The sequence below is a fragment of the Paenibacillus chondroitinus NBRC 15376 genome (assembly GCF_004000765.1).
GTDB classification, from domain to species: domain Bacteria; phylum Bacillota; class Bacilli; order Paenibacillales; family NBRC-103111; genus Paenibacillus_E; species Paenibacillus_E chondroitinus.
The window spans coordinates 13,636-32,733 of record NZ_BILW01000017.1 but is presented as its reverse complement, the minus strand read 5'-3'; the positions used below and the strand labels follow the sequence as shown (position 1 = coordinate 32,733).

The 19,098-nt window shown below is 49.4% G+C and carries 18 protein-coding genes and 1 riboswitch; of the genes, 1 reads left to right on the top strand and 17 read right to left on the bottom strand.

The window, feature by feature from the left end; all coding sequences use genetic code 11:
- Positions 1–24: 24 nt before the first annotated feature.
- Genes purS through purE form a run of 5 tightly spaced genes read right to left on the bottom strand, consistent with a single transcriptional unit; the run spans position 25 to position 4,207 of the window.
- Positions 25–264, bottom strand: a complete 240-nt coding sequence (gene purS / locus PCH02S_RS19305; protein ID WP_079414612.1) for a phosphoribosylformylglycinamidine synthase subunit PurS — start codon at positions 262–264, stop codon at positions 25–27.
- A 30-nt stretch (positions 265–294) separates the two neighbouring features.
- A complete protein-coding gene (locus PCH02S_RS19300) occupies positions 295–1,194 on the bottom strand; it encodes a phosphoribosylaminoimidazolesuccinocarboxamide synthase (RefSeq protein ID WP_127455581.1) in 900 nt (299 codons plus the stop codon).
- Between the two features lie 33 nt (positions 1,195–1,227).
- Positions 1,228–2,523, bottom strand: coding sequence for an adenylosuccinate lyase (gene purB, locus PCH02S_RS19295; RefSeq protein WP_127455580.1), 1,296 nt, complete (start codon positions 2,521–2,523; stop codon positions 1,228–1,230).
- 26 nt (positions 2,524–2,549) lie between these two features.
- Positions 2,550–3,725, bottom strand: coding sequence for a 5-(carboxyamino)imidazole ribonucleotide synthase (purK, locus tag PCH02S_RS19290; RefSeq protein ID WP_127455579.1), 1,176 nt, complete (start codon positions 3,723–3,725; stop codon positions 2,550–2,552).
- Positions 3,722–4,207 (bottom strand): 5-(carboxyamino)imidazole ribonucleotide mutase, encoded by a 486-nt coding sequence (gene purE / locus PCH02S_RS19285; RefSeq protein WP_127455578.1) that lies wholly within the window; start codon positions 4,205–4,207, stop codon positions 3,722–3,724. Before purE ends, purK begins: the two co-directional genes overlap by 4 nt.
- 136 nt (positions 4,208–4,343) lie before the next feature.
- Positions 4,344–4,445, bottom strand: a riboswitch (purine riboswitch).
- A 309-nt stretch (positions 4,446–4,754) separates the two neighbouring features.
- On the opposite strand from purE, the gene PCH02S_RS19280 reads away from it, so the two are divergent.
- Positions 4,755–5,840 (top strand): stalk domain-containing protein, encoded by a 1,086-nt coding sequence (locus tag PCH02S_RS19280; RefSeq protein ID WP_127455577.1) that lies wholly within the window; start codon positions 4,755–4,757, stop codon positions 5,838–5,840.
- Between the two features lie 99 nt (positions 5,841–5,939).
- Here PCH02S_RS19280 and PCH02S_RS19275 read toward each other — a convergent pair whose 3' ends face one another.
- The 12 genes from PCH02S_RS19275 to PCH02S_RS19225 all read right to left on the bottom strand — a co-directional run bounded on the left by PCH02S_RS19275 (position 5,940) and on the right by PCH02S_RS19225 (position 19,073).
- A complete protein-coding gene (locus tag PCH02S_RS19275) occupies positions 5,940–6,212 on the bottom strand; it encodes a Fur family transcriptional regulator (protein WP_127455576.1) in 273 nt (90 codons plus the stop codon).
- A gap of 493 nt (positions 6,213–6,705) precedes the next feature.
- On the bottom strand, positions 6,706–7,056 hold the full coding sequence (locus PCH02S_RS36215; RefSeq protein WP_218033163.1) for a pectinesterase family protein: 351 nt from the start codon (positions 7,054–7,056) through the stop codon (positions 6,706–6,708).
- On the bottom strand, positions 7,007–7,255 hold the full coding sequence (locus PCH02S_RS36210) for a pectinesterase family protein (protein WP_218033162.1): 249 nt from the start codon (positions 7,253–7,255) through the stop codon (positions 7,007–7,009). Before PCH02S_RS36210 ends, PCH02S_RS36215 begins: the two co-directional genes overlap by 50 nt.
- A gap of 29 nt (positions 7,256–7,284) precedes the next feature.
- Positions 7,285–8,208, bottom strand: a complete 924-nt coding sequence (locus PCH02S_RS19265; RefSeq protein ID WP_127455575.1) for a polyprenyl synthetase family protein — start codon at positions 8,206–8,208, stop codon at positions 7,285–7,287.
- A gap of 54 nt (positions 8,209–8,262) precedes the next feature.
- Entirely contained in the window at positions 8,263–10,593 is a 2,331-nt protein-coding gene (locus tag PCH02S_RS19260) for a sensor histidine kinase (RefSeq protein WP_127455574.1), read from the bottom strand.
- 741 nt (positions 10,594–11,334) lie between these two features.
- Positions 11,335–12,312, bottom strand: coding sequence for an aromatic ring-hydroxylating oxygenase subunit alpha (locus tag PCH02S_RS19255; RefSeq protein WP_127455573.1), 978 nt, complete (start codon positions 12,310–12,312; stop codon positions 11,335–11,337).
- A 21-nt stretch (positions 12,313–12,333) separates the two neighbouring features.
- Positions 12,334–13,488, bottom strand: a complete 1,155-nt coding sequence (locus PCH02S_RS19250) for a BMP family ABC transporter substrate-binding protein (RefSeq protein WP_127455572.1) — start codon at positions 13,486–13,488, stop codon at positions 12,334–12,336.
- An 8-nt stretch (positions 13,489–13,496) separates the two neighbouring features.
- Positions 13,497–13,982 (bottom strand): (2Fe-2S)-binding protein, encoded by a 486-nt coding sequence (locus tag PCH02S_RS19245; protein WP_127455571.1) that lies wholly within the window; start codon positions 13,980–13,982, stop codon positions 13,497–13,499.
- Positions 13,975–16,287, bottom strand: coding sequence for a xanthine dehydrogenase subunit D (gene pucD, locus PCH02S_RS19240; protein WP_127455570.1), 2,313 nt, complete (start codon positions 16,285–16,287; stop codon positions 13,975–13,977). Before pucD ends, PCH02S_RS19245 begins: the two co-directional genes overlap by 8 nt.
- On the bottom strand, positions 16,271–17,254 hold the full coding sequence (locus PCH02S_RS19235) for an FAD binding domain-containing protein (protein ID WP_127455569.1): 984 nt from the start codon (positions 17,252–17,254) through the stop codon (positions 16,271–16,273). Before PCH02S_RS19235 ends, pucD begins: the two co-directional genes overlap by 17 nt.
- Positions 17,255–17,436: 182 nt before the next feature.
- A complete protein-coding gene (locus tag PCH02S_RS19230; protein ID WP_246069168.1) occupies positions 17,437–18,087 on the bottom strand; it encodes a nucleotidyltransferase family protein in 651 nt (216 codons plus the stop codon).
- Complete coding sequence (locus tag PCH02S_RS19225; RefSeq protein ID WP_127455567.1) at positions 18,081–19,073, bottom strand: XdhC family protein; 993 nt, start codon at positions 19,071–19,073, stop codon at positions 18,081–18,083. The genes PCH02S_RS19230 and PCH02S_RS19225 overlap by 7 nt, the downstream gene beginning before the upstream one ends.
- Positions 19,074–19,098 lie beyond the last annotated feature (25 nt).

Here is a 19,098-nt window from a genome sequence, read left to right as displayed (position 1 = left end):
GTTTCCTCCCTCTCCTGATCTCTATTAGGCCAACTCGTAGCGGTAGTCTTCGATAACTGTGTTCGCAAGCAGCTTCTCGCACATAGCTTTCACGCGTGCTTCCGCTTCTGCTTTATCCGTTGTTCCAAGCTCCAACTCCAAATATTTCCCGATGCGCACTTTACCAACTTCCTCGAAACCCATGGAATGAAGCGCTCCTTGCACCGCTGTTCCTTGCACATCCAATACGTTCTGCTTAATCGTTACGTAGACCGTTGCTTTCATTTTCTATTCTCCTCCTCGTATGTGCTTGCTCTAATTTTTTGAATCGACTAAACGGTGCAAAATCTCTTTGTATCGGTTCGATGTCTCTTCCACGACAGACGCTGGAAGCTCATCCGGCTCACTGTTTTTATCCCAACCCGAACTTGCCAAATACGTACGAACAGGCTCCTTGTCCATGGAATCAATTTCGATATCCAAGGCATATTTATCTTCCGACCAATAACGAGAGGAATCCGGCGTGAAAATTTCATCAATAATAATTAGTTCACCCGCATAAAAGCCGAATTCAAACTTCGTATCCGCTAAAATAATGCCTTTGCGCTCACAGATGGAATGAGCTAGCGTATAAAGCATGATGCTGCGCTCTTGCAGCGCGTACGTCAGCTCTTCGCCAACCAGCTCAATCATCTGTTCGTTGGAGATGTCCTCGTCGTGGCCGACATCATTTTTCGCCGCCGGGGTGAAAATAGGATCCTGCAGACGTTGGTTTTTGCGCAATCCTTCAGGCAGCTTACGGCCGTTGATCTCGCCGGTTTTCTCATACTGTCTCCAGCCGTTGCCTGTGATATATCCGCGAACGACGCACTCGATGGAGATGCGCTCCGCTTTTTTCGCCACAATAATACGCTCTTTCAGAAGCTCTCTCGCCGCCGCATCCGGAATAATATCTTGAAGCAGCTCGACATCCGTGTGAACGATATGATTTTTCATATAACCGCTCGTGATATCGAACCAGTACTTGCTGAGCGCGTTAAGCACGTATCCTTTGTCAGGAACACCCGGCTTCAAAATGTAATCAAAAGCTGAAATCCGATCCGTCACGACGATCAGGAAATTTTCACCCAAATCATACAGCTCGCGTACTTTGCCTTTGTGTACCAGAGGCGCTTTTACGAGTTCAACCGCTGAATCAAGGATTTTACCTGCCACAGACAACCCTTCCCTTCTCTCCCAAAGTGCCTTCTATTTCAAACCTAAACGGTCAAAGATTGTAGTTACATGTTTCAAATGCCAGCTTGGATCAAAGCAATCCGCAATTTCAGCCGGGCTCAATACTTCCGTAATTGCACGCTCATTCTCTACGATGTCACGGAACGAACGCTGCTCTTCCCAAGCTTGCATGGCTCTTGGCTGCACGGTATCGTAGGCTTGCTCACGGGAGAAACCTTTGTCGATCAGCTTCGTCATGACGCGGCCAGAGAAAGGTACATCGTACGTGCTGCGCATATTGCGTTTCATATTCTCCGGGAACACCGTCAAGTTTTTGATGATGTTGCCAAGACGGTTCAGCATGTAATTCAGCAATTGTGTAGCATCCGGAAGGATGACACGCTCAACGGAGGAGTGCGAAATGTCGCGCTCATGCCAGAGCGTCACGTTCTCGTAAGCGGAAATCATATGCCCGCGAATGACACGGGACAGACCGGAAATGCTCTCGCAACCAATCGGATTGCGTTTGTGCGGCATCGCGGAGGAACCTTTTTGACCTTTTGCAAACGGCTCTTCCACCTCGCGGAACTCACTCTTTTGGAGGGCGCGAATTTCTGTCGCGAATTTGTCCAGGGACGTAGCAACGAGCGCCAGAGTAGCCATGTACTCAGCATGACGGTCACGCTGCAGCGTTTGTGTGGAAATCGGAGCTGCTTTCGTGCCAAGCTTCTCGCACACGTACTGCTCTACGAACGGATCGATGTTCGCGTAGGTGCCTACGGCGCCGGAGATTTTACCGAATTGTACGCCATCAGCGGCAAAACGGAAACGCTCCAGGTTACGTTTCATTTCCTCGTACCACAGCGCCATTTTGAGTCCGAACGTCGTCGGCTCTGCATGCACACCATGCGTTCTGCCCATCATGGCTGTATCTCTATGTTCAATCGCTTTATTGCGAAGGATTTCTATGAAGTTCTGAATGTCTTTGTCCAAAATCTCGTTAGCTTGTCTTAGCAAGTAACCAAGTGCCGTATCTACAACGTCTGTTGAAGTTAATCCGTAGTGAACCCATTTGCGCTCAGGCCCCAGTGTCTCGGATACCGCTCTTGTGAAAGCAATCACGTCATGACGCGTTTCTTGCTCGATTTCGTAGATGCGGTCGATGTTGAAGCTTGCGTTCTCGCGCAGTACTTTCACATCTTCTTTCGGGATTACGCCTAGTTCAGCCCAAGCCTCACAGGATAAAATTTCAACTTCGAGCCATGCTTGAAACTTGTTTTGCTCAGTCCAAATGCTCGCCATTTCGGGGCGTGTATAACGTTCGATCATTTTGCCGTTCCTCCAATAGTTATCATTTACTTACTTTCCCAAATCGTCGTGCGTTCTATCCAAGTCAGGGCTTGCTCTACATCGTTTGTCAGCAAATTGATATGTCCCATCTTGCGTTTCTCTTTTGCTTCCTTTTTCCCGTATAGATGAACCTTGGCGCTAACGCCTAAGTCTGCATCCTCCAAGAATCCGGGCTGGTCGATTAGACCGTTAAGCGGTTCGATATGCTCGCCGAGCAAATTCACCATAACCACCGGTGATAAAAGCTCCGTCGAGCCTAACGGCAAGTTGCAAATGGCTCGAACATGCTGCTCGAACTGTGACGTGCGGCACGCTTCCATCGTGTAATGACCGGAATTGTGCGGGCGCGGCGCAAGCTCGTTGACGTATAGCTGGCCGTCCTTCGTGAGGAACAGCTCTACGGCGATCAATCCGATTACGCCAAGCCCTTCGGCGATTCGCGTCGCCAGCTTCTCGGCTTCCTGCTGCACATCCGCTGGGATGCGGGCAGGCACGATGGATTGATGCAGGATGTTATGTACATGTATATTTTCCGCTGCAGGGAACGCCTTCACCTCACCGCGAGGGCTTCTTGCTGCAATAACGGATAATTCTTTATCAAAATGAATGAATTGTTCGAGAACGAGCTCGGTTTTGGCACGGCTCAGCGTTTCATAGGCTTCCTCTACTTCATCTAAAGAGCGAATAACCCATTGGCCTTTGCCGTCATAACCGCCCGTTGCCGTTTTGAGCACACACGGTGTGCCGAACTTAATGACTGCGTCTTTCAGCTCTGCGGCGCTCTTGATTTCCGTATAAGGGGCAACCGGAACGCCTGCCGCCTCAATAGCTCTCTTCTCGCGAAGACGATGCTGAGTCGTATATAAAAGCTCGCTCCCTTGGGGAACATAGGACTCATTCATCAGAATGCGGGTCACGTGAGCATCCACGTTCTCGAATTCGTAAGTGATCACATCGGATAATGCCGCAAGCTTCCTAGCCGCTTCGACATCGTCGAAGTTCGCAAGAATCTGTTCATCTGCGACTTGTCCGCAAGGCGCATCCTCTGTGGGATCGAGCGTTACGAAGCGATACCCCATGTTGCGGCCGGCCAAGGCCAGCATGCGGCCTAATTGCCCGCCGCCCAAGACGCCGATCGTGCCGCCGGGCTTGATGACCTTACCACCTGCTGCTTCTGTCATAACAGGTCACTGCTTTCCATCACCGTTTGCGCAATGCGCTCGCGGCGGGCTCTGACCTTCGCTTGCAGCTCAGGCTCGAAAGCGCCCAGGATTTGCGCAGCCAGAAGGCCTGCATTCGTTGCGCCTGCATGCCCGATCGCCACCGTGGCAACCGGAATGCCGCCCGGCATCTGCACGATCGAAAGCAAGGAATCGAGACCGTTCAGCGTCGATGTTTTGACTGGAACACCAATAACCGGAAGCTCCGTTTTGGCTGCTACCATTCCTGGTAGATGTGCCGCTCCGCCTGCTCCGGCGATAATGACTTGAATGCCGCGGCCTGCCGCTGCGGCTGCATATTCGAACATCAGATCCGGCGTTCTGTGCGCGGAAACCACCTTTTTCTCATAAGGCACTCCCAGCTCTTCCAACATGTCGCATGCGTGCTTCATCGTTTCCCAATCCGACTGGCTTCCCATTATGACACCAACACGTACCGTCATCACTAACCCACTCTCTATTGTATGGTAAATATGGTCAAACCCTCTAAACCAAAAAATGCCCAGAGCTAGAATACACGATTCTATCCGCTGGACAGCAAAAGAACCGAATGCAAAAAGACCATCATCTTCCTATGGTTTCCCTCATTCGCTTCCTCGTAGTCCAAAAATTCATGGTTTTTGGGTAGAAACTTTCAGGCCTTATCCCTGATTTTATACGAGTTGATTCGACATTTTCAATTAGTGCGGCTTCATTTCCCGCTTCCCTAGTTTACTACCAACTGACGTGTCATGTCAATTTCAAAAAACGAACGATTTTTAGGTAAATCTTTTGAATAGTTCGTTTTTTGCTGTTTTTTTCTCCAAAAACTAACTTTTGATTCATTCTTTCTATTTCCACCCTCACATCAGGGTTAGACTTGTTCGGTATTCGGGTATAGAATAGGAATAGACCTTCATCTTTTTTTCGACAAATCCGAAGAATGCCACTAACTTTTCCCCACAAATATCGTCTAATTAAATAGATGACTTCAAGAAGGAGAGAGTTCAAATGAAAAAGAAGATGTTCTCAGCAAAAATCGCATTGGCTACAGCCCTGCTAGTCGCTGCTAGTTCTGCTCTTCTCCCGCAGCAGGCAAGTGTGTATGCCCAATCCGACAGCGTGGATTTCAGCGTACAGCTCGCAACGATTAATATTCAGATCGGTGATCAACAGCTCAGTGTGCCTGGCGGAAAATCGAAGGATGGCGACACTTATGTCGGCCTCGCTTTTCTTAGCAAGCAGTTGGGCTTGACGACTTCCTGGGACGCAGCGACCAAAACCGTCACCGTTAGCGGACCTAACAAGACAATGAGCATGCAGAACCAAAGCACGCAATACGCGCTGAATGGTCATACCTTTTTCGCACCTCTGCCTCCCGTCATTATCGATGGAACAACCTACTTGCCGCTTCGTCTGCTTCTGGAGCAGATGGGTTACAAGATTGGTTATAATGATGAGAGCCGTGTCGTGAGCATTTCTAAAATCAAAGAAAACGAACTTAAGCTGACGAACAAGTCCGAGATGCAAGCGAAGAGCGATAACCGGAGCATCAGCTTGCAGTATCCTCAGATCGAAGGCTGGGCGAATTCAGCTGCAAGCACCAAAATTAATACATTCATTCAAAATGAGATTGCCAAATATAAAGCCGCGGCCATCCAACAGTTAGCTGATCTTACCGAGGATACCAGCGGGACTGAACCGGATTTTCCGAATACGTTCGATGTCAATTATCAAATTACTTATAACCAGGACCATAAGTTAAGTCTGTATTTTATCGTCTACACCTTCTCTGGCGGTGCGCACGGGTTTTATTCCTGGGATGCCCATACGTTCGATCTGGATACGGGGAATGAGCTGACTCTTCAGCAGGTGACTTCGAATAACACGACTTACAAGACTATTATCAATCAAGAGATTAAGAAGCAATTAGAAGCGAATGATTATGAACTTATTGAACCGTTCGAATCGATTCGCAACGATCAGGGCTTTTATTTAAAAGATGACACCGTCGTCGTTTATTTCGGGCTTTACGAGTATGCCCCTTATGCGCTCGGAATTCTGGAGTTTCCGATTCCGTTGTCTGATTTTAAGTGAGAATAGCAAAAGCGCCCCATCAACTGCACGAAGCTGTGAGAGAGCTTCTTCGTAGCGTTGGGGCGCTTTTTTTGTTGTAGCCGCTAGCATGCCGCATGCTTATGAGCTTAACGCGGCTTCATACCGCAAGGAGCTTCCGATCATGGTCAGCTCCTTCACCAAACCCAGCTGTTTGAACACATGCAGAGAGCTGTTCACCGTCATCGCATTAATCGTCGGATATTTGACGACTAATGCTTCACAAATCTCTTTGACCGTTGTGTAACTGCCCTGGTCGTACATAAATTCCAACAGCGCGTAACGCTGCGGAGTTAAGGGAATGTTTTTGGCGCGCATGCGCTGCAGCGCTTGATTCAGATCGTGTTTTGCCATTGTGGAAACCTCCTCTGCGATTTATGATCTATTTTTAAGGCGCTTGAGTGCGCTCTTATTGGATAATAACTTCTTATTTATAATTATTATAATATAGTATTCATTTTATTTTAAATGATAATAATTGTCAATGATCTCATTGACTCACTTTTCATAATTAACTCCGATTCCTCCAGCTAATTTCAGTGAATACTGCATTTTTACCCAAATAACTGCAGTTTCTACCACTAATTCCGCCTGATCTAGCAGGTTTCATCTAGTTACACGTGATTTAGATGGAGCTTCTGCCGCTATTTCATCCCCTGCCACCGAGCAGTGCAGAATAACGGTAGTTTTTCCATCTATTCGATCCGAGGAACCGCAATCGGTGCGGTCCCCTCGTAACCGAGCCTCCGAGTCGCAACCAAAAAAAGCCGATACCCCCAACCGCAAACGCGATCGAAACTATCGGCTTTCCTATTTCAACAAACGCCCCGCTCTCAAGAAGCGCGTGTCATCCACCACGCCGATCAACCCATGCCGCTCGTGGACTCCATCCATCCCGCCCCGCAAGAATGCGGTCAACGTCAAGCGCTTCCGCCTCCTGCTCCGTAAGCTGCTTGGACCATTCCACCCGCTCCCCGACATCCGCGCCAGGCCCGGTGTTCCCATACTCGGCGAAAGTAAGCGCCTCGACACTTTCCCGCTCGTTCCATCGGTCCCAGCCTGCCTTCTTCACATGCGGGCCCAGCCAGCAGCGCACGAATGCCACCTTGGCGTAATTCCGCCAAGGCCTTCCAAGCCCGACTGATTCACTAGGCGCATCCTTGATACGGCTCGCCATTAGGAAATAATTTTTTCGCATAATCACCGTTCGTGATAATCGTCGTCTCTGCCGACTCCCCAATCAGTCTGATGCTCGGTTTCGTGATATACAGCTTTTCTTCATATACGCCGCTTCTCACATAAATGACCGTCTCCTCCGCTCTCTCCTCAGCAAGGCTGTCGATTGCTTCCTGAATACGCATATAATCGGCAGTTCCGTCTGCGGCTACTATGATCATCCTTTATCGCCCTTCCTGATCGATTATGCTTACTCTTCCACGACAAAACTGCCATACGTCACTTCCCGGAACCTTTCCTTCCAAGGGGAAACTCCCTGCAGCTTCTCATAGATTTCCTCCGCTTTTTGAACACACACCGACTGCACAACCTGTCCATACTCCAGACATCCGGAGTCCTTGATCATTTGAATAAATGCTTCCTCCTCTTGTAAAAGAACATCCGACGAAATTTTCCCGTCATAGTACTCCTTCAATGGAGTAAACGCCTCATCCTCAACGGAGAGCAAATACAGAATAGGAAGCGTACGCTTCTTACCGTACAAATCATTTTTCACATCATAGCGGACGATATCGCGCATATCATTCTGAATCTGATGAATGAGCCCGAAGCAATCGGCCAGCTCATGAAGCTGCTCGATCGTCTCCCGCGGGGAATCTACCGTCATGTATCCCATAAAACAAGCTAAACGAAAAAGAGAGCCCGACTTCTCCTGCGTCATCACCAGATAATCATCCACCGACACGGCTGCATTCACCACGTCTTTGTGCTGTCCGTTGATCGAACGTCCAATGATCTTCGTTACCTCGACCAGCCATTCCGGTTTGATCTGCAGCTGCCCCAATTCACCGAAGAATCCCATGATCAACGCCAGAACCGCATTCAATGCCTCCGCTTGCGAGCATTTCATCCAAGGTTTGTCCTCTTGATCCTGATCCTGCAGATCATCCACAACGTCCAAGATTAAATTGGCCAACTCCGCGAGTGCCGCGTAACGGTCAATATGCGGTGAATCCCCACCCAACATATAGTGCGTGCAAAGTGTGACCTTAGCCCAAGCCCCATTCTCTTTTTCTTTATCCGCAATAAAAGACTTCAAAAGTTCGTTTAAGCCCTTCACCTCAATATACTCGTCCACCAAGCGAACCATATGTTCTTTCACACTTTGCTTCATGCTCCATTCGCCTCGCTTTTATCTCTTTCGTTGTTAACGGGCGGACTCACTCATTTAGGCAGAAATAACTTCCTCAATAGGAATCCACATTCTAAATGACGTGCCTTGCCCTTTTATCGTGTTCAAGACCATTTGACCGCCCATATGAATAATTCGGCTTCTAATTTGTTCAATCCCCATGCCAGAAGCTCCGATCTCCTTTTGTACGCCTTCATTTTGAACATTGAACCCCACACCGTCATCTTCATAATAGATATAAAAATAATGATCCGCTTCCTCTACGGTAAACATGACTCTTGCCGCTTGCGAATGCTTCTTTGCGTTATTCAGCAGCTCTTGCACAATTCGGAATAAATGGCGTTTTGTCGGCAAATCTTTGCTTTCTATATAGGCTACTGAGCCTACGTCAATAGATAGCTCGAACGGCGTTGTATAGGCTTCCTTCTCCACGTACATTTGAAGCGTTTGAATCAGTCCTACTTCCCTCAGTAAATGAGGGTTCAACTCAAAGCAGCTCTGGCGCAAACTCGCATTAATCATATCTACAAAATTGTTCATGTTATTAAGTTGTTCTTGATCGGACTTTTCCAGTGTACTTTTATCCGCGATGGAGGAAATTCTTCTTTTCAGGAAAAACAAATCCTGCATGGTTGTATCATGCAAATCGTTTGCGATGCGAATCCGTTCCTCTTCTTGCAGCTCAAACATCACCTTCCGAAACCACTGGATGTCCTGCGCGACCGCCTCATGCGGAAGCTGTGCGGCAAACTTTTGCAAATTCCCCGTTAACTTGCGTATCAAGTGTACGTTTTCCAGACTAATTTCCAAATACGTCGTAATAAATTGGAGCCACTGCTTCTCCTCTTTTGAAATGAGCATATTGGTCTTCTTGCGTGTCATCACCAAATATCCCGTAAATGCCCCGTGACCCGTTATCTCTATGCTTGTAAAATCAGGATGGTTAGGTAAGGATGCCTCATGGATCAAACGTTCAATTTCCAAAGCATCAATTTCACCTTGCGTAATAATTTCTATTTTTTCATTTTCATGCCGAAATACGATGGCGCCCCCAAGAACCTGTAAGGTATTTACAATGTCTATCAGAATAATATCCTTCAACTCTCGCAGTGTGGAGATGGCCCCCAAGTTTTTTGAGATCTTTTTTAAAGCTAACTGCAGGACGTGCTTCTTCGGGAAAAGGAATGGCTCAAGACGCGTTGTCCAGTACTCTGCTGCATAGAGCAAAAGCGATCCCAGAAATATGGAACCAGCGAAAACGAACAGGATTTGCTTCTCGTTCACCTCGTGGCTAAACAGGAAAGCATAGATACCCGTGAACAAACTGACCGGAATGACCGATACAAGACCAGCAAAGATAAACCGACGAATCACCATACCAATATCATAAAGCTGATTAGAAGCTATTAAGTAGATAAATGAAATCGGGAACAAGATGATCGTCCAACTCGTATAAATCGCATCAATGACCCAAATGCCAAGAAAAAGTTTAGGAAGAAAAGACAGACATATAATAGGAAATATAGAGATGAACAAAGAAAAACAGACACTTTTTACTATGCTGGATAAGTACGTTTTATCATTACGAACTTTAAAATACATGTACGCAATCACACAGATATTAATTAAAAAGCCAATAATGAAAAAAACTAACGTTACGATGCCATCCAACCGATAAAACTGAGTCATTGATGGCATTAAATAAAACCCTCGCAGCATCGCTATCCCTACTAGAATGGCATAAATATACTTGAAATACCCCGTAGCGAATTGTAATTCTCCTTTTTCCTTAAAAAAAGTCACTATAAAATGCAAGAAGACAACCGGCAGTATCATCATAAAAGAGGATATTACGATCTTTCCAAGCAGATCACCTCTAATCGAGGCACCTAGACTCATGTAAATTAACCCCATCGCCACAAAAACAACGGAAAGCAATCTGGCAGATGGAGATCGGCGCAATTTCAATAAGAGGATACAGGCTAAAAATATACAGATAGATTCCTCTGCTAAGGGAATCACATCATAGAGAGTCGTACTATTTTTTACTATTTTAAAATCATGATCAATTCCAACTCTGGATATAAGCAATGTGTTTGCTTGTTCAATAGCGCCCCATTTGACCACATACTTAGAATCCTCAGGGGGTTTTCCATCAACAAGCTTTACAACATCTCCTACTCTAATCCCTAATTTAGCGCTTGCACTCTGCGAATGAGCCTCTATTACCTCCCATTGATCTGCCTTATTCAAGGCTACCATGATTCCGATATATGGCGAATGAAACGTTATATAAGAACACCAGATTTGCAAGAATGCAAATATTGCGACAAAAAAACTAAATAAATACGTTTTTCTAGTATCCATACTACACGTCCTCCAAACATTTGATATAATCAAATAGTAGTTAAAAAATTGTTGAAGGGAGTCTTTCTACACAATGACTATCCAATTAGCCTCTAAGCTGCACGACGTTGTTCACATGCTAAAAAATCTTGAATTAAACCCAGTATCAAACCCTCTAGCAGTTGCTGGTGCCCTATCTAGAGAGGAATCGTCAGCGATCATGAAAACCTTTACAACAAGAGAGAAAAAACAAACCGAACCAATCTGCAACTGGTTCTAATCCCGTTGTCTTATTTTACCAAAATCAAAAAGGATTGTATAACCAGCTTTTGGCTGTTATACGATCTTTTTTGATTTTCTTCATACGAAAGTTGGTCATGCCAGTCTACTACTCTTGTGATGTGAATCAGTATAACAAATAATATGTTAATTAGTACACATATGGAATATATTTGAGAGGGCTTGTGGGGCGCTCGGGGGGAGCGGCTATGTCATAACAATAGGGGACTACGAGTCCGCTATTTAAATATATATCGCATATTTCACTATTCAAACGGAACTACAGGGCCTTATTCCCTCGAATTCCAACACACTTCCGCCAAAATCGGCAAAATAGCGGACCGTAGTTCCCTCTCGATGTCCAAATGGCTGCAAATTGCAGAAATAACGGACCGTAGTTCCCACATACGTTTCTGTTTCATAAAAAAAGACTACCAAAAAGGCATCCCCAGCCCCTTCGATAGCCCTACTTATTTAACCACATTAAGCAGTCCCAAACGTGACGTCCAACTCCCTTAACCGCTTGCGATACGCAATACTTAATCGGTCCGTGTTCAAATGCAGCTCCGCCTGCAAATCCAGCGGCAGCAGCTCCGGCTTCTGATTTTCAACCATTTCGCGGTCCTGCTCGATCAGCAGGTCCTGGAACTGGATGAAAATATCATCCGGCTCCTCATATGCATAGTTGCGCTGCTTGAGCATAAAGGCTTGGCTGCGCTGCTCGGATTCCGGCAGCACCATGAGGAACAAACGGAAGATATGATCCGTATCCCGATCTCTTTTCGTAAAAGCAGCGCTAAGCGGGCCATACACTTCGTACACGTAACGGCTATGTACCCCACGCCCCGTTCCATCAGGATCGGGCTGGTAGACGACGATTTCCTCCGAGGTGAGGACACCGTCTTCTTCATGCACCTGATAATCGCCAATTTCAGCATAATCACTATCGCCCAGCAGACCCTCATGAACAAACATGAGGTGGGAGACATCGAGGAAATTCTCAATAATACGAGGACCTGCGGCTTGCAGCGTATACGGTCCCATCCATACTTCTTTGAAGCCCTCCGGGATATATGCGCTCACCCTCGGCATCGGCCCATCCGGTTGGCCCAGGCATACCCAGACAAATCCGTGTGCTTCCACACAAGCGTAGACAAAAGCCTTCGCTTTCGAAGGAATAGCCCGATTGGCAGGCAGCGAGGGAATTCGCGTACACGTTCCACAGCCGTTATAAGACCAGCCATGATAGGCGCATACGAGTTCATCTGACTTTACTTTGCCCAGTGAGAGCGGAACGCCCCGATGAATGCACAAATCCTTGAAGGCGTGAACGCCGTCAGAAGTGCGGAATACAGCCACTTTTTCCCCCAGTACAACGACAGGAACCGGTCGATCCGTCAGCGCCGACGACAACAATACCGGATGCCATTCATCAAGAAGCGTCTTATCTTGTATCGTCATCGTCCCACAACCTTTCCCACGTTATTTTGGAATGACACCTTTAATGCCCTTAACAAACCAGGTTGTACCCAGGATTTCCTCATCTGTCATCTTTTTGCCCTGTTCAAAACGAACTTTGCCGTCTTGATCGACAATCGGGCCTTGGAACACATCGAAGGTTCCCGCTAAAATCTCCTGCTTTTTCTTCTCGATAAGCTCCTTCACGTCGGCCGGCACATTTTTGCCAAGCGGTGCCATTTCCGTGATGCCTTCCTTCATGCTGCCAAAGTAGGCTTCGGACTTCCAAGTGCCGTCCATGACGCTTTTCACCGTTTTCACGTAGTAAGGTCCCCAATTCCATTTCGGGTTGGAAATGTACGTTTCCGGAGCGAAACGACCCATGTCGGAATCGTTGCCGATCCCCCAAACCTTGCGCTCAGCAGCCGCTTGAATGCCCGCAGGCGAATCTTGATAAGCAGCCAGCACGTCAACGCCTTTGTCCAGAAGAGAAATGGCCGCTTGCTTCTCCGTTGCCGGGTCGAACCAGGTGTTGCTCCAAACAACAGAAACGTCCACGTTCGGATTCACGCTTTGTGCGCCCAAGGTGAAAGCATTAATAGTATAAATGACTTCCGGAATCGGGAACGCGCCCACATAGCCCATATGATTGTTTTTCGTCATTTTGCCTGCAGCCATGCCGACGAGGTAGGCGCTTTGATATTCGCGTCCCATGTACGTCCCCATGTTAGGCAGTGTTTTGTAGCCTGTGGCGTGGAGGAATTTCACATTCGGGTGCTTTTGCGCCACGTTATACATCGGGTCCATGTAGCCGAAAGAGGTTCCGAAAATGATATCGTTTTTCTGTGCCAATTCTTCGAAAACCCGCTCCGCGTCAGGGCCCTCAGGAATATTTTCAACCGTAGTCGCTTTAATACCCAGCTCTTTTTCCATCATCAAACGGCCTTGATCATGCTCATAGGTCCAACCTCCGTCACCGGGCACTCCGATATAAACAAAGGCGACTCTAGGCAATTTTTTCTCTGTAGGGGTTGAAGGGGTGGTGCCCGCAGTTGAAGCCGCCGCAGGGGAGCTCGCTGGTGCTGTCGTGGTGCTTGTCGTGGATGTGGGTGAACTGGAGCAAGCGGATAAAATCACTAGGAAGATAGCAGTTAAGGACAACATCAGTTTTCTTGGCATTATGGCTTCTACCCCTCTCTTTTTATGGACAAACCACATCGTTCTACCGCTCTGAAAATGCCTTCATAACCCGTGCAGCGGCATAAATTGCCGCACAGCGCTTGCTCGGCCTCAGCCCTCGTCGGGGCGGGGTTTTTGGCCCACAAGGCCGTTAACGTCACAACCATCCCGGCGGTACAATACCCGCACTGCAGCCCTCCTTCCTCTAACATCGCTTGTTGAACTGGATGCAGCGTTTCCCCACCGGATATCCCCTCAATGGTCGTTACCTGCTTGCCTGCGGCTTGATAGGCCATGAGCAGACACGCATTTACGGGTTTTCCATCAAGCAGCACCATGCAGGCGCCGCATCGTCCAATCTCACAAGAAACTTTGGTACCAGTCAGACGCAAGTCGTCTCTTAAAATATCTGACATCCGCTTGGAAGCAGGAACCGGAATCGCGATCTCTTTCCCGTTAATGGAGCATTCCAGCACATACGTTGTATTAATCAATGGCCTCCACCCCTTCTAACCAGTCGATGGACTGCACGATGTCTTCCGGTGAAATCGGAAGCCGGTTCACCCAAATACCGGTAGCTTGCCGAACCGCCGCCGTAATCGCCGGCGCTAATCCGACGCTGCCGATTTCGCCTACCCCACGCGGGCCGAACGTATCGCCCTCGGGTAATTCTTCAATCGCTTCGACACGAATGATTTGCGGACTATCTCGAAAAGTTGGAATCAAGTAAGTGTCCAAATTATGCCTCACATAGTTGCTCTCCTGCATAGCAGCATCCTCCGTTAACGTGAAGCCCAAGGCCATTACGCTGCCTCCCTCAATTTGACCGAGAAAGCCCATCGGATTAATGACAGGACCGGCTGCAATCACGTGGTCCGTCGCAACCACCCTCACCCGTCCTGTCAGCATATTCACTTCTACCTCCACGATGGCGGCTGCGTAGGAGTACAAATAATGCGCTCCGACCTGCCCCGCCGGCGTCGTCGGGTAGTCAAACGCCGTCTGCGCCAGGAGCGGCTTCGCTGCCTGATCGGCAGCCGCCGCCAACTGCGCATACGTCACAACCGGCTCACCCTCCCCATCGCCCTTGCGATGGAGTCCGCCTACGCCGGTTGTCAGCTCCTCCGGCGCGAAGCCGCCAAGCTCAGCCGCCTGCTCCAGCAGCGCCTGCACGAACGGCGGCTTCAGCCGCTGCAGGGCGCGCCACATCATCGTGGTGGCGCGGGACGCCGTGCTCGAGCCGCTGCTCGGCACGCGGTCGGTATCGCCGATGACGATACGGATGTCATCGGCGGCGCAGCCGAAGCAATCCTGCAGCATCAGCGTGAGTGCTGCGTAAAGCCCTTGCCCGAACTCCTCGAAGCCGAAGGAGGCCTGGATCTTGCCCTCCGGCGTGAGCTCGATGCGTCCGCCGGAGTGATCCGGGATGCCGAGGCCGAGCCCGGCGCCGTGCATCACCATCGAGGCGCCGACGCCACGGCGCAGCCACGGCTCAAGCTCGCTCGCCTGCGGCTGGCCCTTCTGGCCCTGCTGGCCCCGCTTCGCCCAGAGCGGCGACTCCTGCGCCTTGTGCCATACTTGGCTGGCGCCTTCGGTCGCCACAATCTCTTGGCCCATCGGCCCGGGGTCACTCGGAGCGCGCAGGTTCAGCCTGCGCAGCTCCCAGGCGTCCATCCCGAGCTTCTCAGCGAGCCGCTCGATCTGACTCTCCACGGCAAAAATCACCTGATTGCCGCCAAAGCCCCGAAACTCCCCGGATACGCCGTTATTCGTATAAACACTAGTTCCTTTTACATCAATATGAGGAATCGTATACGGCCCTATCGCATGTTCAGTGGCAAAGTTCAGCACTTCACAGCCCAACGTTGCGTAAGCGCCTGTATCCGCAAGAATGCTGACTTGATGCGCAACCAGATGTCCATCTGCATCTGTACCCGTCTTCATTGTGATTCGCATCGGATGCCTTTTAATCCCGGAAATCACCGACTCCCTGCGGGAATTGTGCATCTTGATGGGAACGCCTGTCGTAAGCGCAAGCAGAGCGCCAAATGGCTGCACATTCAGCTCATCCTTCCCACCGAACGATCCGCCGATGGGACTGGATACTACGCGAATCTGCTCTTCTTCCATGGCGAGAATACGGGCTAGCTGCATTCGATCTTTATAACCATGCTGCGTTGGCGAGTATACCGTAAGTCGGCCGTCTTTTTCCGGAATAAACAGCCCACCTTCCGTTTCCATGTAGGTGTGCATCTGCCTCGGCGTGTAGTAAGTTTCCTCTACAATATGTGCACACTGCGCGAAAGCAGATTCAGCCTCACCTTGCTTCAGGCTGGTTCGATGCAGCAGATTGCCATCCGGATGAAGACGCACAGTTCCTTCGTCCAGCGCTGTTTCCGGATCGTCTACAACCGGCAGCGGCTCATAGACAACTTCGATTAAACTAAGCGCATACTCGGCGATCTCCTCTGTATCCGCTGCTACAGCCGCCACGGCATCACCGATATAACGGACACGCTCTTGGCAGAGGACAGGCTGATGGGGGAAGGCAATGCCGAACAAATTCATGCCCGGCACATTCTCCGCTGTAATAACGGCGCGAACACCCGCTGCCGCTTTGGCTCTACTGGTATCTATGGATAGTATCCACGCATGCGGGTACTTGCTTCTCAGCACTTTCCCATGCAGCATCCCCGGTGCTGTTAAATCCGTCAGGTATTGGAGCTTCCCCGTGACCTTCTCTTCACCATCGGGACGAATGATCCACTTTTTAGAATACGTATCACGACCTAGGAGCATAGGCTCCGCCCCCTTTTCGCCAAGCTTTGTAGCACTCGGAAACGATCAGATTCGCCGCCGTTATCTTGCGGTAAGCAACACCTGCGTAATCATCCGCTACAGCCTCGAATCCTTCAGACACTCCCTTATGCAACGTTTGCAGGACCTCCTTGGATAAAAGCTTACCTGTGACCGCGTCCTCAAGCTCGGCAAACCTCGCCGGAACAGCGCTTCCTCCGCCTGCGCTTAAAGCGATGGCGGCAATAGTTCCGTCCGCCTCCGTCCTTAAACTGCCTGCAACCGTTACGACAGATGGGGTAAAAGCCTCTCTTCGGCCTACTTTCAAATAAAACTCATGGGTCCGGGAAGCGTCTTGTTCGAGTTGTTCTACTTTGTTCGGCTCCACGTTAGTCTGCTGCTCTGCCTCAGTCTGTTTCGCAGCAACCTGCCCAGAAGCTCGCACCACAATCTTGGTCATCATTTCATCAGAGGTCAAAAGCCTGCTTTCCAACCACTCCTTTAGCGGAAGGATGCGCTCTTTCTGCCCATCCGACCACCCCACTTGGGCATTCATGACAAGGAGAACCGGAATGAGATCTCCCGTGCGGGTTACCACATTGCCTCCGATCGAAGCTAAATTACGGACAGAAGGTGCTGCAATTTCGGAACAAGCTTGCACCAAAAGTCCGCATCGCTGCCTCATCAACTCATTGTCCATCAAATCAGATAAACAACAGGCTGGACCTATATGAACATGACCTTGCGCGTCAATGGTTAAACCCGAAAGAGCAGGAATGCGCCCCAAACTGATTAAGTGCTGCGGGGTCGACGAAAGGCCATTTTCCCAGCGTGTGCGAAGCCATGTGCCACCCGAGATTAACACCGAGTTGTCACCCCATTGATGTTTTAATTGCATGGCTTCCTCTACGCTTGTCGGCTGCCATACCGAAGGCTGCTGCTCCGGCAGCTGGTACAAAGGAACTGACATGAACAAAACCTCCTCAGCGTATTCTGAACCGCCTTTTTCCACATAATTGTCCGTAATTAAATTAGATCAACTATAAACAATTTCTGAAAATAGAGTCAACTAACTTAACATCATTTTGTGTTTTTGTATAAAAAAATAGCGCATCATTAGTAATAATGCACTTTTCGCTTCAAATATGTTATTTAAATTGACATGAAGTAGTCGGCAAATAGCTTTTTTGCCTCTTCATATCGGTCTGCTGTGTCTATGTCCATGAATAGCAGCTCAGTCCCTTCAAGGATACGCCCTCGGTACATTGGCGAGCGAAACAGGGATCGCGCCCCTACATCCCCTTTGAGCGAAGCAGCGGCCTGCCACATGCTCGGTCCCATAATCAGCGGAGGCTTCGGCTGACCTTGATCTCCGCTGGCGATATAGTCCTCCCCTGTATGCTCATTGAAAGCCTGCGTAAGTTTATACAACATCGCTCCATCAACGAATGGCTGATCCGCCAGCAAAATCATAATCCCCTCTGCGCCCAGCTCCTTAGCCGCCTGAATCCCCGTGCACAGCGAGTGCGCCATCCCGCTTGTGGCATCTGGACAGACCGCAATATGGCAGCGCCCCAGTGATATTTGCGCTAAAGCAGCTGCCGGCAGCCAATCCAAGGAGTCACCTTCTCGCACGACAACAACTACGCTGCTTAGCTCCGAGCTCAGCGCTTGCTGGAGAGCAACTCCACCTAGCGGAACACCTCTCGCCAGTTCTAAGGATGTCTTCGAGGTCCCCATTCGCCTGGAGCTGCCGGCTGCCAGATAGACACCGACGACCTTTCGCTTCCTGACGCTCACCATGGGCGGCACCCTTGGATATCTCCCGTTCTCACAGGGGAACTCCATTCTTCATTTGAGCGTACACCACGTTTTATACTAATTAACTCCGCTATGATACTAATCGCATTCTCGATAGGACCCTCCGAGCCAATGTTCAATCCAACGGGGTAATGCACCCATTCCGGTCGCTCCGCACCATCCATCAGCCTCTCGGATCTTGAACGTGACCCCATAATGCCGAGGTAGCGCAGTGACGATTTCAGAACTGCCTGCACGAATTCAGCATCTTTATCGAACTGGTGACTCATAACAACCACATAGTCGTCAGCGGTCAATCTTAGCTTTTCAACTAGCTCTCCTGGAAAAGCAACAGCCGTCTCCGCACCGGGAAAACGTTCTTGCGTGCAGTAGGCGTCGCGCCAATCCGCGACCACTACGCGAAATCCGCTGCTTATCGCCAGCCCTGCAAGCGGAATAGCATCTTGATTAGCACCAAACACAATGACTCTAGGCTTAGGTTTGAACGTGTAGGCATACGCATTGGGCAACGATTGGCATTCAGAGGAATCCTTATCTATTCCACTCAAGTTATACTGAATATCGGTATACCCCTCAGCAAACGAGCGAGTCAGCCGTATCGCTTCTCCGCGATCCACAGCTGCTTTCGCCGTCAGGAGGTAAACCAGCAGTTCACAGGTAACCGGCTCCAGCAGAATGCGAATTAATCCGCCGCATCCAATCGTTTCACCCCAGCCGAAATCATCGGCAGGCCGCATGTCATACTCCACCATTTGCGGCTTCTGTGATGCCTCCACGAAGGGGACATATCCGGATAGATCGGCTTCCAAGCAGCCCGGGGAGATGCTCCCGTACAAGCTGCCATCCGAGAGCAGCAGCATCATGGCTCCTTGCTTCCGGTAAGCATGCCCTTCTACATGAATGACCGTCGCCAGCACAGCTGACTGCGCACAATCCTCTATCGCTTGTAAAATGTCGTAGGCTTCCATCCCAGATCACCTCGCTTTTTATGGC